At 46.5% G+C, this 15,313-nt stretch carries 15 protein-coding genes; 13 read left to right on the top strand and 2 right to left on the bottom strand.

The features are described 5' to 3' along the window. The first annotated feature begins 68 nt into the window (after positions 1–68). The 5 genes from AC07KQ_RS12605 (at position 69) to AC07KQ_RS12585 (ending at position 6,210) form a co-directional block, all read left to right on the top strand. Entirely contained in the window at positions 69–1,598 is a 1,530-nt protein-coding gene (locus tag AC07KQ_RS12605; protein ID WP_003567781.1) for a Ppx/GppA phosphatase family protein, read from the top strand. Beyond that, positions 1,595–3,757: an RNA degradosome polyphosphate kinase gene (locus AC07KQ_RS12600; RefSeq protein WP_003567780.1), complete on the top strand. Its 2,163-nt coding sequence runs from the start codon at positions 1,595–1,597 to the stop codon at positions 3,755–3,757. Before AC07KQ_RS12605 ends, AC07KQ_RS12600 begins: the two co-directional genes overlap by 4 nt. After that, the gene (gene ppx, locus AC07KQ_RS12595; RefSeq protein WP_003567778.1) at positions 3,754–4,695 is read left to right on the top strand and encodes an exopolyphosphatase; all 942 of its coding nucleotides are present in this window, start codon (positions 3,754–3,756) and stop codon (positions 4,693–4,695) included. The genes AC07KQ_RS12600 and ppx overlap by 4 nt, the downstream gene beginning before the upstream one ends. A 217-nt stretch (positions 4,696–4,912) precedes the next feature. Further along, positions 4,913–5,896: a DUF1002 domain-containing protein gene (locus AC07KQ_RS12590; RefSeq protein ID WP_003567776.1), complete on the top strand. Its 984-nt coding sequence runs from the start codon at positions 4,913–4,915 to the stop codon at positions 5,894–5,896. A 35-nt stretch (positions 5,897–5,931) separates the two neighbouring features. Next, the gene (locus AC07KQ_RS12585; protein ID WP_003581148.1) at positions 5,932–6,210 is read left to right on the top strand and encodes a hypothetical protein; all 279 of its coding nucleotides are present in this window, start codon (positions 5,932–5,934) and stop codon (positions 6,208–6,210) included. A gap of 75 nt (positions 6,211–6,285) precedes the next feature. Here AC07KQ_RS12585 and AC07KQ_RS12580 read toward each other — a convergent pair whose 3' ends face one another. Further along, the gene (locus tag AC07KQ_RS12580) at positions 6,286–6,795 is read right to left on the bottom strand and encodes a YbhB/YbcL family Raf kinase inhibitor-like protein (protein ID WP_003567772.1); all 510 of its coding nucleotides are present in this window, start codon (positions 6,793–6,795) and stop codon (positions 6,286–6,288) included. A 251-nt stretch (positions 6,796–7,046) separates the two neighbouring features. Between AC07KQ_RS12580 and AC07KQ_RS12575 the strand changes: the two genes are divergently transcribed. After that, positions 7,047–7,973, top strand: coding sequence for a hypothetical protein (locus AC07KQ_RS12575; protein WP_013246094.1), 927 nt, complete (start codon positions 7,047–7,049; stop codon positions 7,971–7,973). Here AC07KQ_RS12575 and AC07KQ_RS12570 read toward each other — a convergent pair. Next, positions 7,970–8,116, bottom strand: a complete 147-nt coding sequence (locus AC07KQ_RS12570; RefSeq protein ID WP_003567770.1) for a hypothetical protein — start codon at positions 8,114–8,116, stop codon at positions 7,970–7,972. The two genes, AC07KQ_RS12575 and AC07KQ_RS12570, sit on opposite strands and share 4 nt — an antisense overlap. A gap of 283 nt (positions 8,117–8,399) precedes the next feature. Between AC07KQ_RS12570 and AC07KQ_RS12565 the strand changes: the two genes are divergently transcribed. The 7 genes from AC07KQ_RS12565 to metG all read left to right on the top strand — a co-directional run bounded on the left by AC07KQ_RS12565 (position 8,400) and on the right by metG (position 15,303). Beyond that, on the top strand, positions 8,400–9,092 hold the full coding sequence (locus AC07KQ_RS12565; RefSeq protein ID WP_003567768.1) for an NAD-dependent protein deacylase: 693 nt from the start codon (positions 8,400–8,402) through the stop codon (positions 9,090–9,092). A gap of 91 nt (positions 9,093–9,183) precedes the next feature. After that, entirely contained in the window at positions 9,184–9,792 is a 609-nt protein-coding gene (locus AC07KQ_RS12560) for a TMEM175 family protein (protein WP_003567766.1), read from the top strand. A 27-nt stretch (positions 9,793–9,819) separates the two neighbouring features. Next, positions 9,820–10,725, top strand: a complete 906-nt coding sequence (locus AC07KQ_RS12555) for a lactate/malate family dehydrogenase (RefSeq protein ID WP_003567764.1) — start codon at positions 9,820–9,822, stop codon at positions 10,723–10,725. 145 nt (positions 10,726–10,870) lie between these two features. Beyond that, positions 10,871–11,350 (top strand): NUDIX hydrolase, encoded by a 480-nt coding sequence (locus AC07KQ_RS12550; protein ID WP_003571499.1) that lies wholly within the window; start codon positions 10,871–10,873, stop codon positions 11,348–11,350. Further along, positions 11,343–12,155 (top strand): DUF72 domain-containing protein, encoded by an 813-nt coding sequence (locus AC07KQ_RS12545; protein WP_003567760.1) that lies wholly within the window; start codon positions 11,343–11,345, stop codon positions 12,153–12,155. The genes AC07KQ_RS12550 and AC07KQ_RS12545 overlap by 8 nt, the downstream gene beginning before the upstream one ends. 208 nt (positions 12,156–12,363) lie before the next feature. Next, positions 12,364–13,242, top strand: coding sequence for a proline iminopeptidase (gene pepI / locus AC07KQ_RS12540; protein WP_003567758.1), 879 nt, complete (start codon positions 12,364–12,366; stop codon positions 13,240–13,242). Positions 13,243–13,320: 78 nt separating this feature from the next. Further along, entirely contained in the window at positions 13,321–15,303 is a 1,983-nt protein-coding gene (gene metG, locus AC07KQ_RS12535; protein ID WP_003658752.1) for a methionine--tRNA ligase, read from the top strand. The last annotated feature ends 10 nt before the right edge of the window (positions 15,304–15,313 follow it).

Raw genomic sequence — 15,313 nt, 5'->3', positions numbered from 1 at the left:
CGTGCTATCATGGCATTAGAGCATGATGACAGTCAGGTAGCAAACGAAAAGAAATGGGTGGAACGAGAATGGCAAATAATATACAAGGGTTTGTGATGATCGGTGCACAAGCAATCGTTTTTAGCATCACAAATCTGCGGACGCTGAAAACAATTGAACGCGGTAGATATCCAGTTGCCATTGGGGATGATTTTTATGCAGAACATGAAATCTTGCCCGATACTGTTGATGCGATCGTACAAGCGTTTGATGCCATCAATCAAATTTTTAAAGACTATGGCGTACCGACTGTTAATGTATTTGCAAGTACCAGTTGGGCCGAAGCTGATAATGCCGAGTTTGTGCGTGATCAGCTTTATACGCGAACTGGCTGGCTCATTAAAACTACCTCACTATCAGAAGAAGCCTTTTTTCGTACCCAAGCGATCATGGTGAAGTTTCCGCAGTTTAAATCGATTACGCAAAAAGGCACGGTGCTGATTGATATCAGTTCAGGGTCAGTTGAGTTGACTACCTTCAGCAATGGCGTGTTTGGCTTCTCGCGTAATCTGTCACTTGGCCCTTTGCGAGTGTATGAAATCATGAGTGATGTCCAACGCTCGGTGACAAATTATGTTGAAGTGATGCGCGACTATATCGACAGTCGCTTGCTCGACTTTATGCGGCTGTTGCCACAAGGTGTTGAGTACACCAATATGATTTTAATGGGTAGTAATCTGTCGATTTTTCAAAATATCATTCCGGAAGGCAAGCATCAGGTAGAAACTGATCGGCCAGGGTTTGATTTATTATACGATGAAGTGACAAAGGCTTCTGACCAGTACCTTGCAGATACCTATGATTTGACTTCTGACCAAACATCACTGGTTTTGCCGACAGTTTTGCTGGTGTATCGGTTGGTTGAAACACTCAACAGTCAATCTATTTGGATCTCAGATCTTAAAGCCATTGATGGTATTGAAGTCAATGCAGCACATGAAGGCGGCTTTAAAAAGCTGGGCTTTGATCCAAATGAAGAAATTGTCATCAGTGCGAATAATTTGGCAGAACGCTACCAAGTTGATGAAGCCCATATGCAAGCCACACGGACGGTTGCCTTACAGCTGTTTGATCGATTGAAAAAGTTGCACGGCATGGGCAAACGCGAGCGTCTTTTGCTTGAAGTCGCCGCAACGGTTAGTGATATTGGTAGTTACATTGAAACACACAAACATTACGCACATTCTAATTACATCATCAAAGCATCTGAAATTATGGGGCTCAATGATCTTGAAGTAACCATGGTGGCAACGATTACACGGTTTCACAGCTCCATTACACCGCAATCGGACTTAAAGAACTTTCCAACAATGTCGACCGAAAATCGCTTAGTTGTGGCTAAGTTATCCGCCTTGCTACGCGTTGCAGATAGTCTAGACGCATCTCGCCAACAGAAGATTCAGCAATTACGGGTTTCTGTCAAACCAAATGAAGTGCTGTTAACAGCCAGAGCCGATGATGATATTGAACTTGAACGCTGGACATTAGCACGCAAAGGAAAGTTTTTCTCTGAGGTATTCGGGCTAGGGCTTGAGCTGAAAGGAAGAAACATTTTATGAAGAAACTAGATTTTTCAAAGCCGCGTTATTTTAATAACCGTGAACTCAGTTGGCTGGCATTCAACGATCGGGTACTGGAAGAAGCCCGGGATAAGAATAACCCGTTGCTAGAACGGGTACGTTTCCTGGGTATTACGCAAAGCAATCTTGATGAGTTTTTCAATATTCGCGTTGCGTCGCTGAAAAAAATGGTCACAGTTAATTATGATCAGCCGGATGCAGCAGGATTGAAACCGCAAGAGCAGTTAGACGCAATTTCCGAAACCGCCCACGCGATGGTGGAGAAACAATACACAACATTGGTTCGTTCGCTGTTGCCAAAAATGAGTGCTGTCGATATTCAACTGCTACATGCATCAGAATTGACGGAGAAACAGCACGATTTTGTCTCAGATTATTTCCATTATGAACTGTATCCCGTTTTAACCCCGATGGGAGTTGATCCGACGCGGCCGTTCCCATTTCTTGGCAATAATAGTCTGAATTTGGCCATTCGGCTGGTTCGGCCTGATGATAAAGGCGATAAGTCACGGTCGTTTGCGATGGTACAGGTGCCTGATGTTTTTCCGCGGGTTTTGCGGCTGCCAGGCGATGACAATGTCTTTATTTTGCTTGAAGAAGTCGTGCGGATGTTTGTCAGTGAGCTGTTTGTTGGTGCTGACATCAAAGAAACGGCTACATTTCGGGTTACCCGTGACATGGACATGGATGTGGCCGAAGAGGATGCATCTGATTTGATGAAGGAGATTCAATCCCAGTTGAAAAAGCGTCAACGCGGGAAAGTGATGCGGCTTGAGATTGAAGCTGGTATGAGCAAGCATTTGCGCAAACGTCTCATCAAGGCTATGAATGTGAAGGATGAAGACGTTTATGAAATTCATGGTCCGATTGATCTCAATTTTCTCAGCAAATTGGTCAAACAAGTGCACGATCATAAAGATTTGCTATTCAAGCCATTCACACCGTACATGGATCCGGATTTCAAGAAAGAGTCGATTTTTGATGTCATTAAGGATCGCGATGTCTTCATGCAGCACCCATATGACAGCTTTCAGCCAGTTGTTGACTTTATTCGCGAAGCGGCATTAGATCCACAAGTGCTTGCGGTAAAAATGACGCTGTATCGGGTTTCAAGCAAATCGCCGATCATCCGTTACCTGAAAAAAGCTGCAGAAAATGGCAAGCAGGTCACGGTATTGGTGGAGTTGAAGGCGCGGTTTGATGAAGAGAATAATGTTCATTGGGCGCAAGAATTGGAACATGCCGGTTGCCACGTGATTTATGGTTTGGTCGGTTTGAAGACACATTGTAAGTTGGCGTTGGTTGTTCGTCGCGAAGAGGAAGGCATCAAGCGCTATATGCACATGGCGACCGGAAATTACAACGATGTGACGGCGCGGCTTTATACCGACATGGGCTTGTTCACTTGCAACAACGAAATTGGTGAAGATGCGTCTAATATTTTCAACATGCTTTCTGGCTTTTCGGAACCACCGTATTTTCACAAGCTGGTCATTGCACCACTGGGCATCAGAGACTATCTGATGGATCGAATTGATGAAGAAATTACTGCTGCTAAGGCGGGGCGCAAGGCCTTGATCCAGATGAAGATGAACTCGCTATCTGATACGGCCATGATCGAGAAGCTCTATGAAGCTTCCAATGCTGGTGTCGAGATACATCTCCTTATTCGTGGGATCTGCAACTTGAAGGTTGGTATTCCCGGAGTTTCAGACAATATCACAGTACATTCGATTGTCGGACAGTTGCTGGAACACAGCCGAATTTACTACTTTTATGCGGATGGGCAGGAAAATGTTTACCTTTCATCTGCTGACTTGATGAACCGCAATCTGAGCCGCCGAGTTGAGCTGCTGTTCCCGATTTTGCAGGACGATATTCGCGAACGCATCATCAAAATTTTCAGTATCATGTGGGCAGATAACGTTAAAACGCGAATTTTACAACCGGACAGTACGTGGGTTCGTGCTCAATTACGCGGGGTTACAAAACTCAATGCACAGGCATACTTCATTGAACATGCTGAAGCCATGGGTGAAGCATTGCGACGTGAGGAAGTTGATGATGCTCCTGAAGACTTGCATGCAACGCATACTTTTATTCCGATAACCGCACCCAAGGAGGACGATGACGCATGACGCATCATTTTGCAGTAATTGATCTTGGCAGTAACTCAGCTCGGATGACGATCTGGGAAATCGAGCAAGAGGTTGTCAAGCCGATCAAACGGCTCAAAGAAATGGTGCGATTGTCTGAGGACATGGGGCCAGATCGCGTTTTGCAGCCCGCAGCAATGGATCGCACCCTGAAAGCCTTGCAGGGGTTTAAGACGGAGCTGAATAAGTATGCTGATATTGATTTAAAGGCGGTTGCAACAGCTGCTGTCCGCCAAGCCAAGAATCAAAAAGAATTCCTCAAACGGGTGAAGAACGAAGCGGGGTTGATCATCAATGTGATTCCGGGAACGCGTGAAGCCGAGTATGACTTTTTAGGCGTCATCAACACCTTGCCGATTCAAAACGCCTTAATTATGGACACAGGCGGTGCCTCAACCGAGTTGATTCTGGTTCAAAATCGGAAGTTGCAACATCTGGTATCGATTCCTTTTGGTTCGGTCAACCTGTCCGAACGGTTTTTGAATCCGGATGTGATTTCGGCGCCGGAGTATTTTGCTTTAAGTACGTTTATTCATGAGACTTTTAACAGCATCTGGTGGCTGCGGCGGGCACAGAATTTGCCGATTATCGCGCTTGGCGGAAGCAATCGGACGTTGGCGAAAATCGAACGACGTAAGGAAAAAATGGCTGATTTTGAGGCAATTCACGGCTATCGGATGCCGACAAAGCAGGCCAATGCGATTTTTAAGGAAATTCTTGGTGCAGATTTGGCCACGCGGGAGTCAATTCCGGGGCTGTCAAAGTTTCGCGCTGATATTATCGTGGGCGGTTTGATGCCGGTTATCTCGATGATTCGTTATCTAGACTCGGATCGTCTCACCTTCTCACAGTTTGGCTTGCGAGAAGGCGCGCTGTACGATCATTTGAACACGCGTGCAGTGACACAGCGTGAGCATTAGTTAATCATTGCTTAAAAGTCTGGTAAACATGCTGACGGGGTGCGCTGAAGCAGCGATAATGAAGGTACCAATCTAAAGGAGAGCGTGAGCCAGCCCGGTTAGAAGCCGGCGCATAAGTGCGCTCAAGTGCGATGACTGGGTCATGGTCATTGTGCTTGAGGTCCCTATGCGGAGGTTTCTGGGCTGGAGAACGCATTTAAAAGGATGGATTTTACTCATGAAAAAATTTATGAAATGGCTAGGTCTGGCCGTTGCAGGCTTGGCCTTGCTAACCGCAGCACCGCATGTGGTGCGAGCCGATACTTGGTCACAACCAGTGGCAACAATTGGTTCCTCACTGACTGCTGATCAAAAAAGCGGCACCCTGAGCACTTTACAAAATGCTGCCGGGGTCAACAATGCCAGTCAACTGACCGTGAATGGGGCCACACTGGTGAAGTACCTCAATCCTTCAGGTAGTACTTTTACTGAAAGCTCAGGCGTCTGGTCTAGCGCGTTGGTTCAAAAGACTGATAATGGGGGCATTAATGTCAAAATCGTCCCTTATAATGGCACCAATAACATCACCACCATCACCGCTGATCAATATCGTAATGCGGCATTAACCGCTGGGGTTAGCAATGCCAACCTCTACATTACCAGCGCGGTTAGAATTGATGGTTCAGGTGCCTTGGCAGGGGTTTATGCGGCTTTTGCTCAAAATGGCGAAAATTTGAATAACCAGCAAATCAATGCTGCTCAGCAGGAAGTCAACACCTTGAGTTCGATCACCCAAGCGAATAAGGACAAAGATGGTTATTCTGACAAGCAGCTCAATAATGCCGTGGCGGGTGCGAAACAGCAAATGGCCAGTCAAAGTAACAACGGGCAGCAGACTTTGTCCCAAAATCAGATCGGTAACATCGTAGACAGTCAGCTTAAACAGAATAATTTAACAACGATTATTAACAACAATCAGCGGCAATTGATCATCAACTTACTAGTGAACGTTCAAAAAGCCGGCTCACTAAAGAACAATGACTTTAAAGCACAGGCAGGGAAGCTGGCCGATTCCATTCAGAATTCTGCTAAAGGCTTGTTTGATAAACTCAATAAGAGCCTGAACACTGAAGAAAATCGGAATTTCCTGCAAAAAATCTGGGATGGCATCGTGAGTTTCTTTAATGGTATCGCTCAATGGATTCAGAGCCTGATCAAATAATTTTTCGCGGTTTAAGCAAGGGGTGACAGTTTGTGATGATTCCGGCGATTTTAACAACGACAGAGGGTAGTGGCAATGGTCATACCTTAACTGGCGCAATTTTGATTGGTGCAGTGGTGGCGGTGATCATCATTTTGTTTTTGGTGATTAAGTTACTGGGTGCGATCCTCCGTCATCCCTTTATCAGTCTGATACTGTTTGCACTTGGCGGCTTTGCCATTTTTAAGTTTGCGTTAGTCGGTATTATTGGTGTCGGCGTTTTAGCTGCAGCCGGCGCTGGTGCCTTATGGCTGAACACAGGCGATGGTAGCTGACAGTTTAAGAAGCTGGTGTCAAAATGAAAAAATCCCTGCTGACGCTGGTCAGCAGGGGTTTTTCATCTTTGTCGGTTAAACGCGCGAAGGCAGATCAATTTCTGCTTGTGCTAATATGTGGCCCTTCATCGCGTGCCGAGCTTCATTTAGCCAAAAGCCAGCTTGCAGTGGCAATTTCGTATCCAATGCAAAGACGATTAAGGTATAATCGTGATCTTTATCTGGTGGTTGCGGGCCGACATAACCAGCCTGTGTGAACGGGTCGGTGTTGCCGACGAGGTGGCCAGCGGTGGCGTTCTTGCCTTCGACCATTGGCACCTTATTGGTATGACTGGCGCCTGCTGGGAATGTTGTGCTGTCGGCGGGAATATTGGCTACATTCCAATGAATCCATGGTAGGCCGCCAACCGGTACAGCATCGTAGTCAAGGAACCAAAGTGCAAAACTGACAGTTTCGGCAGGGGCATCCTCAATCGTAAAAGGAAAACTCGTAATGGGATAGCCATTTTTAACGTCACTGCCGCTTGCATGCTTGCCATAGCGATCGGCAAGTTGACCATTGATAAGTGGTACGGATAGTTTCATTTGAATTTCCTCCCTTTTATCGCTACCTTAATGATAGAGGATAAAAATAATTAAAGCCAATTTATCACAGAGCGTGAGCTGGCCCGGTTTCTGGGTCAGCAACCGTGTTTAAGACAGAGCGTGAGCGGCCGCGGTTAGAAATCGGAGCATAAGCGGCCTCAGGCGTAAACGGCTGGGTTTGGGTCATTTACGCCTGAGGTCCTTATGTGCAGGTTTCTGCGGCTGTGATCGCGTTTAAGGAGTGCAATACGATGCAGGAAGACGTTGAAACATTACTAAATGAAATCAAGGAACACTATGATCATCCCCTAGAAGTTGATATTAGTGGGGAGGCGAGCGGCGTCTTAACGCACGATCAAAGCCATCAGCAATTAAAAAAAGATGGTACGCTAGTGGTAGCAGTGACGGACACGACCAATGTCGATTACACCTTAAGTCATGAGTTACTACACCTGTTGTTCCAGATGAAAGGTTATCCGCAACTTCAATTCCATTTATTGAGCGGTGATCCGCAGGTAGACGATCAACTTTATGCCACGAGCACCTCGCTATACAATGCTGCGGTGCATATGCTTGTTGTGGCCTGGCAACGCGATCACAACCTTTTGACAGACGCAGCGGTGGCGCAAGTGCTCGCCGGCTTCAAACAAAATGTGCCAGCAGAAGCCGATGACCAGTTGGTTATTTATCGAGTGCTATCGTTGCTTGATTTGTTGGGGTTTTTAAATGGTGAGTTGCCAGCAGAATTAGCAAATGCCTATCCACAAGCTTTGCCGCTTGCACGCGAACTTTACGACTTGCTGGATGCGCAGAAGCTTGATTCCCCATTTGGATTACGACGCGCCATTGTTCACCTGCTGGCGCGATTTGATACCGTGATTGAACGGCTAGGCTATCAACCGACCAACGATGCTGAATTTGCAACGGTAACGCCTGTCCTATCGCATCGGCAATTACGTCTCACCTTGGATCAGGTTTACATGATCAAGCACAGTGGCTACCGTGATCGCGAGACCAAGGAACCCGCATATGTTGCCATGGGACGCAGCGATGAGCAAAATGCGTTTGTACTGCCCTTGCCAGAAAAAGAAACAACGCCAGAAGCCTTTCAGCAGTTGTATCAACAATCGCTGAATGACATTCTGACGCAGTATCGGCTCGACTACACAATTCGTTAATGCCGACCAAAGTTGATGAAGAAACTATTGGAAACGGAATGAACACCGAGCATGATGACCTGATAAAGGACGAAGGCAAAGAAAACAAGGACGATGACCATGATCAGATAACTAATAACGTGTGACCACCGAAATGACTTCATGATCAAGACTCCTTTCTGAAAGTATTTCTACTGTTATGTTACACCTTTTTTGATTTAAATTAATAGCGCATGTGAACCATTTAAACGCAACTTGAAATATTAAAGATGCGTCATGCTAAGGATTGGCGGTTTGATTGCGTATTTTCATCATTGAAAAATATCTGCTAAAAGATGAGCGCGTGAACGAACGCGTTTAGAAACCGGAGCATAAGCGGCCTTTTAGGCTTGAGGTCTTTATGTGCAGGTTTCTGAGCCGGTGATCGCGTTTAAGGAGGGACCATATATGTTTGATCTGCAAACTGCAATTCAGCAGGCGAAGCATGTGACATTCATGACTGGGGCAGGGGTCTCAACAGCATCAGGGATTCCGGATTATCGTTCCAAGGGCGGACTATACGCCGATCAAGTCGATCCGGAATATGCACTGTCTATTGATAATTTACAAGCACATCATGAAGATTTTCATAAGTTTGTTGTCAATAATATGTACTTTCCAGCGGCTAAACCGAACGTTATTCACGAGAAAATGGCAACCATCACCAATCAAAAAGGTACGATTGTTACGCAGAATGTTGACGGCCTCGATCGTAAGGCCGGTGCAGAGCATGTTGTTGAATTTCATGGCAACCTTTATCGCATTTATTGTCAAACTTGTCACAAGCATTTTGACTACGAGACCTACCTGAAAAGTGATATTCATGCAGCTGACGGTGGTATTTTGCGACCAGATATTGTGTTGTATGGTGAACCAATCAATCCCGATACCGTCAGCGCGGCGATCGAAGCCATTTCAACTGCAGATTTGCTGATCGTGGTGGGAACAAGCTTCGTGGTTTATCCATTTGCGGGGTTGATTGGCTATGCGCAACCAGAGGCGACCATTGTCGCTGTGAACCGTGAAAAGATCGCATTGCCGGAAGGCGCGCATATGGTGCAGGGGGATGCGGTGGACGTATTTGCGAAGCTGGTAGTCTGAAGCAATCACAACTTAGCTTTTGCTCATCATCTGGGAAATTCTGTAAGTGAAGGCGAAGCTTCCAAAAATAACTTTGTGAGGGGATATTGCCATGAATAAAGGGCGGCTTGAGGCGTTTACAGATGCGGTTATCGCCATTATCCTGACGATTCTGGTGTTAGAATTGCAACCGCCGCACAGCGGATCATTGGCTTCGTTATGGCAACTACGCGGTGTTTTTGCCATTTATCTAGTGTCGTTTTTGACACTCATTGTTTACTGGAATAATCATCATCACTTGTTTCAACTGGTCGAACGAATCGATTGGCGGGTGATGTGGGCGAACTCTTTCTTCATGCTGGTTGTGTCAATGTTTCCATTCGCCACTAGCTGGGTAGGCGAAGGACACGTAGGGACATTTGGCCCTGAATTGGCCTATGGGTTTGTGATCTTGATGGCCAATATCAGCTATGTGCTATTAGTACAAACCCTGATTCGCGTCAATGGACCAACATCGGCATTAGCAGACTTATATCGGCAGCGGCACAACTGGAAAGCAGCGGCCTCAGTCGCGATTGCACTTGTTGCGATGTTATTGGCTTTGCTTTGGCCGCCGTTGACGATCATACTAGACTTATTGATGTTGCTGCTATGGGCGATTCCGGATCAGCGCATTGAACGTCACTTGATGGCTGATTCAAAAAAGAAATCACGCCAATGAACGCATTTTGAAAAGGAGATTTTTTATATGGCAAGAACAATTGGTATTATTGGTATTGGACACGTAGGTGTGACCACGGCTTTTAATCTTGTCAGCAAAGGGGTTGCTGACAAGTTAGTCTTGATTGATAAAAAGGCTGAACTTGCTGAAGGCGAAAGCTTTGACTTGAAGGATGCGCTTGGCGGCTTGCCCACTTATACTGACATTGTTGTCAACGATTATGATGCTTTGAAAGATGCTGATGTGGTTATTTCCGCGGTCGGCAATATTGGCGCCATTTCAAATGGTGATCGAATTGGAGAAACCAAGACTTCAAAAGTAGCACTAGATGACGTCGCTCCAAAACTGAAGGCGTCTGGCTTCCATGGTGTTTTGCTAGATATCACCAATCCATGTGATGCTGTCACGAGTTACTGGCAATATCTCCTAGATTTACCGAAGTCTCAAATTATTGGGACTGGGACTTCGCTGGATACTTATCGGATGCGACGGGCGGTTGCCGATACCTTGCATGTGAATGTTGCTGACGTGCGTGGTTACAATATGGGCGAACATGGCGAATCGCAATTTACCGCTTGGTCAACAGTACGGGTCAATAATGAACCGATTGCTGAATATGCGAAGGTGGATTACGACCAGCTTGCCGATGATGCGCGGGCAGGCGGTTGGAAGATTTATCAGGCTAAGCATTATACGAGCTACGGTATCGCCACCATCGCGACTGAAATGACACAGGCGATCATCAGCGATGCACATCGCATCTTCCCATGCGCTAATTACGATCCAGAATTCGGTATTGCTATCGGTCATCCAGCCATGATCGGTAAACAAGGTGTTATCAAGACGCCAACGTTGAAGTTGACAGATGAAGAGCGTGCTAAGTATGTTCATTCTGCCGGTATCATTAAGGATACCTTTGAAAAAATGAAGTAGGTCCTTTTACGAGCGCTCTTTCACGGTCAGCTAATCTGGGCGGTTTGACGCATCCTCGCAAAAAAAGGCCTGTCATCAAAGATTCAAAAGAGACGCCATTTCGGCGCCTTTTTGCTAGTGATGATCCCAAAGCAAAGGAGCAAACATGGTCAAAAAATATACCTTAGTCACTGTCGAAACCCCAAGCGGCTGGTTGCTAATTAATCGGACGAATCCACCATATCGTGGCATGTGGAATACATTGGGCGGGAAATTCCTGCCTAATGAAACCCCAGCTAATTGCGCCTCACGTGAATTGCAGGAAGAAAGTCACATTATTATTCCCCCGCATGATCTGATCAATGGCGGGCGTGTGTTTTGGCATGTTGATGGTGAGTTGCGGGCCGAACTTTTTGCCTTCTTTGGCCACACGGAAGACGAGCTGGTGATGCCGCGAGCCACCCGGGAGGGCATTTTAGCGACTTTTTCAAAAGATTGGTTGTTAGCGGATAATCCCGGCTTGGTACCAGATTTACAGCCGCTGTTGCACTATGCGCTGAATGGCGAACGCCATGATTATGCATCTTATTTTACCGGCGATCGGTTAGAAGATTTTCGCATCGCGGATGGTGAAATTGATGATTAATGTTGGTTTGACGAGTGTAGCCGATCATCCAGAATTAGCGACGCGCGGCAATCGGAGTACGTTTTCGGATTACGCTCAGCATTTTCCTGTACTGGAGTTGGACACGACGTTTTATGGATTGAAGCCTGTGGAACAGGTTCGCCACTGGCAGGCCCAAGTGCCATCTGGGTTTCAGTTCATAATTAAAGCGACGCGAACCATGACGAAACACGAAGAAAGTGCAGACACAGTCGCTGACTTTTCCAAATTTAATGATATGGTGGCACCGCTGGTTGCAAGCCATCAGTTGCAGGCGGTGCTGTGCCAATTTCCGCCATATTTTGGCGTGACCGCAGAAAATGTACGCTACTTGCAGCAACTAAATCGGTTGCTGCCGGATTTACCTGTTGCCATTGAATTTCGCCATCCTAGCTGGTATTTGCCGGCTTATCGTGCCAACACGATGGCGCTGTTGCAAGCAGCCGGCGACATTCACGTGATCGTTGATGAAGCGCAGACGACCAGCGGCTCAGTGCCGCTTGTGCCAATTGCAACGAATGCCGATTTAACCATGATGCGCTTGCATGGCCGAAATCCGGCATGGGGTCGAACCGGCGCCAAAACGACTGAAAGAACCAATTATCGTTACAGCCAAGAAGAACTGCAGCAGTTTGGTATCATCGCGCAGCATTTGAAAAGTAAAAATGTTACCGTCATCTTCAACAATAATGGTGGTCACGATGCTGCAGCCAATGCGCAAAGTTTGATCGATTTGTTGGGTCTGGACTTTCCGGGTCTTGCCCCACGACAATTAGATCTGTTTTGATGCTGATTAAGTTGGGATCAAAGAGGCCGGCTCGGATAACAGCACAGCGCTAAGTTAGCATTGAGAGCAAACATATCATCTTCGAAGCGCGACCACCGATCCAGAAACTGGGTTGGCGATCGCGCTTCGATTCTTTCTGACACCATGATCAATGCGTAGTACAATCGCGGTAAGGATCATCATTTTTAAGAAGGAGACTGGTGCATCTATGAAAATCCAAGAAGGCTACATGCCGTTTCATGAATATAAAACTTATTACCGAATCGTTGGCGAACCTAGTGCTGATAAGGCGCCGCTGTTACTGATTCACGGTGGACCGGGGTCGTCGCATAATTATTTTGAACTCATGGACGACTATGCCGAAACCGGCCGGCAACTGATTATGTACGACCAAGTCGGCTGCGGGAAGTCGTCACTACCAGAAGATCCGGCGGTTTATGTTAAAGAAACTTGGGCAGAAGAGTTGATCGCCTTACGAAAGTACCTGCACCTCGATGAGCTTCACATGCTTGGTCAATCATGGGGCGGTATGCTGGAAATGTATTATTTAACCAGCTTCGATCCTCAAGGTATCAAGAGTGTGATGATTGACGGCTCGCCGTCATCTATTAAGTTGTGGATTCAGGAACAACATCGCCTGATCAAATACCTGAGTTATGAAGATCGCGAAGCCATCGCAGAAGCAGAACGAACTGGCGACTTTACGAATGTGAAATATCTGGCGGCCAATGATCGCTACATGGAAAAGTACTGCTGGGATGATCCAGACGAAAACTCACCTGAACCGCTACGCCGGCCAACTAACGGCAAACGAGCCAGTTTAATTGCTGAAGGCCCCAATGAATTTACTGAAAATGGGACGATTAGCGACTTCGATGTAACCGATCAGCTCAAAAACATTCACGTTCCGGTTTTGGTGACCAATGGGACTGATGACCTCTGCACGCCGCTTATTGCGAAAACAGTTGTCGATCATATTCCTAACGCCAAATGGCATCTCTTCGCCAACAGTCGGCATTTGGCGCTGCTTGACCAACATGATGAATTTATCAGTGTTTTGGATCACTGGTTAGCAGCAAATGATTAGCTGTGGGCAACTATACAGCCCCGCTGTTTCCTATGCTATACTAGACTCATTCTGAACTAATGTACGGGAGGCCCTTGCATGGCAAGCAAACCAACTTTTTACGTAACAACACCAATTTATTACCCATCTGGCAAACTACATATCGGCAACGCCTACACCACGATTGCAGCAGACGTGCTCGCACGGTATAAGCGGCTCATGGGCTACGACGTTTTCTTCCTAACTGGGACCGACGAACATGGCCTGAAAATCGAGCAAAAGGCTGATAAGTTAGGGGTGACGCCACAAGCTTATGTTGATGGCATGGCGACCCAAATCAAGCAACTTTGGAAAATGCTTGAAATCACTAATGACAAGTTTATCCGGACCACTGACAAGGAACATGTCGAAGCCGTTCAAACGATTGTGGAACGTCTCATCAAACAAGGGGACGTCTATTTAGGCGAATACACTGGCTGGTACTCCGTTGAAGACGAGGAATACTTCACGGAATCTCAACTGTCAGAAGTTTATCGCGATAAAGACGGCAACGTGACCGGCGGGAAAGCGCCGTCTGGTCATGAAGTGCAGCTGGTTCACGAACCAAGTTACTTCTTTAAGATGAGCAAGTACACCGATCGCTTGTTGAAGTATTATGACGAGCATCCGGATTTTGTTCAACCGGCTTCACGCAAAACTGAAATGATCAATAACTTTATCAAACCGGGTCTGGAAGATCTGGCGATGAGCCGGACGAGCTTCAATTGGGGTGTCCAGATTCCATCCGATCCGAAGCACGTTGTTTACGTGTGGGTTGATGCGTTGCTGAACTATATTACCGCCCTAGGCTATGGCAGTAATGATCACGCTTTGTTTGACAAATACTGGCCAGCCAACGTCCAATTGATTGGTAAGGAGATTGTTCGTTTCCACATTATCTATTGGCCAATTATTTTAATGGCACTCGGCTTGCCGTTGCCAAAGAAAATTTATGCCCATGGCTGGCTAGTCATGAAAGATGGCAAAATGAGTAAGTCGAAAGGCAATGCCATTTATCCGGACATGATTGTTGAACGGTATGGCTTGGATGCCTTGCGGTATTACTTGATGCGCGCCATTCCGTTTGGTAATGATGGTATTTTCACACCAGAAGACTTTATTGACCGAATCAATTACGACTTGGCCAATGACCTCGGCAATCTGTTGAATCGGACCATTGCCATGATTAACAAGTATGAAGACGGTATTTTGCCAGCCTTTAAGCCGGATGTAACGCCGTTTGATCAAGATCTTGGCGATGTGGCGCAGGCGGCTTTGGCGCAATATCACAAATTGATGGACGAGTTGCGTTTCTCCGATGCTTTGGATCAAGTCTGGAAAATTGTTTCCCGGGCGAACAAGTATATCGACGAAACGGAACCGTGGAATCTGGCCAAAGATCCTGCCAAAAAAGATCAGCTTGATGCTGTGATGGCTCACTTGGCCGAAAGTCTGCGTCTGATTGCTCTACTGATTCAACCAGTGATGACCCATGCACCATTGCAAATCTTCGGCCAACTTGGCTTGGATCATGAAAATGACGACCACAAGCTTGTCCAATGGGGCGCTTTGCCAGCTGGTGCTAAAGTGGTTGAACAAGGCACACCAATCTTCCCACGTCTTGATACGGAAGAAGAAGTCGCTTATATCAAGAGCAAGATGACCCCTGGCACCACGAAAGCCACTGTCGACGAAAAAACGAGGAAGTCAGAAATCGAGTTCAAACAATTCGATAAGAGCGAAATTCGGGTCGCAGAAATTTTGAATGTCGAACCGGTTAAAGGCGCTGATAAGTTGTTGAAGTTCACGCTCGATGCAGGCGATGAAGGCACACGGCAAATTCTTTCCGGTATTCGTGAATTTTACCCAGAATATGAGAAGCTGAAAGGCAAAAAGGTTATGGCCGTGGTCAACTTGAAGCCGCGCAAGCTAAAAGGCGAAATGTCTGAAGGCATGTTGTTGTCGGCTGAAAGTTTAGACGGCAAGAAAATCACTTTGCTGGAAGTCTCTGAGAACTTAGAGAATGGCAGCTTGGTTGGTTAATTGAAAGGCA

The sequence above is a fragment of the Lacticaseibacillus sp. YLM2-1 genome, assembly GCF_056583465.1.
The sequence above is the reverse complement of the archived record's forward strand: the minus strand, read 5'-3'. Positions and strand labels throughout refer to the sequence as shown.

Excerpts from the sequence above, each read along its gene's own strand:
- AC07KQ_RS12550 (WP_003571499.1), top strand. The coding sequence starts at position 10,871 with ATGGTCAAAAAATATACCTTAGTCACTGTCGAAACCCCAAGCGGCTGG.
- AC07KQ_RS12605 (WP_003567781.1), top strand. The coding sequence starts at position 69 with ATGGCAAATAATATACAAGGGTTTGTGATGATCGGTGCACAAGCAATC.
- ppx (WP_003567778.1), top strand. The coding sequence starts at position 3,754 with ATGACGCATCATTTTGCAGTAATTGATCTTGGCAGTAACTCAGCTCGG.
- AC07KQ_RS12545 (WP_003567760.1), top strand. The coding sequence starts at position 11,343 with ATGATTAATGTTGGTTTGACGAGTGTAGCCGATCATCCAGAATTAGCG.
- AC07KQ_RS12570 (WP_003567770.1), bottom strand. The coding sequence starts at position 8,116 with ATGAAGTCATTTCGGTGGTCACACGTTATTAGTTATCTGATCATGGTC.
- AC07KQ_RS12585 (WP_003581148.1), top strand. The coding sequence starts at position 5,932 with ATGATTCCGGCGATTTTAACAACGACAGAGGGTAGTGGCAATGGTCAT.
- pepI (WP_003567758.1), top strand. The coding sequence starts at position 12,364 with ATGAAAATCCAAGAAGGCTACATGCCGTTTCATGAATATAAAACTTAT.
- AC07KQ_RS12580 (WP_003567772.1), bottom strand. The coding sequence starts at position 6,795 with ATGAAACTATCCGTACCACTTATCAATGGTCAACTTGCCGATCGCTAT.
- AC07KQ_RS12600 (WP_003567780.1), top strand. The coding sequence starts at position 1,595 with ATGAAGAAACTAGATTTTTCAAAGCCGCGTTATTTTAATAACCGTGAA.
- AC07KQ_RS12560 (WP_003567766.1), top strand. The coding sequence starts at position 9,184 with ATGAATAAAGGGCGGCTTGAGGCGTTTACAGATGCGGTTATCGCCATT.
- AC07KQ_RS12565 (WP_003567768.1), top strand. The coding sequence starts at position 8,400 with ATGTTTGATCTGCAAACTGCAATTCAGCAGGCGAAGCATGTGACATTC.
- metG (WP_003658752.1), top strand. The coding sequence starts at position 13,321 with ATGGCAAGCAAACCAACTTTTTACGTAACAACACCAATTTATTACCCA.
- AC07KQ_RS12575 (WP_013246094.1), top strand. The coding sequence starts at position 7,047 with ATGCAGGAAGACGTTGAAACATTACTAAATGAAATCAAGGAACACTAT.
- AC07KQ_RS12590 (WP_003567776.1), top strand. The coding sequence starts at position 4,913 with ATGAAAAAATTTATGAAATGGCTAGGTCTGGCCGTTGCAGGCTTGGCC.
- AC07KQ_RS12555 (WP_003567764.1), top strand. The coding sequence starts at position 9,820 with ATGGCAAGAACAATTGGTATTATTGGTATTGGACACGTAGGTGTGACC.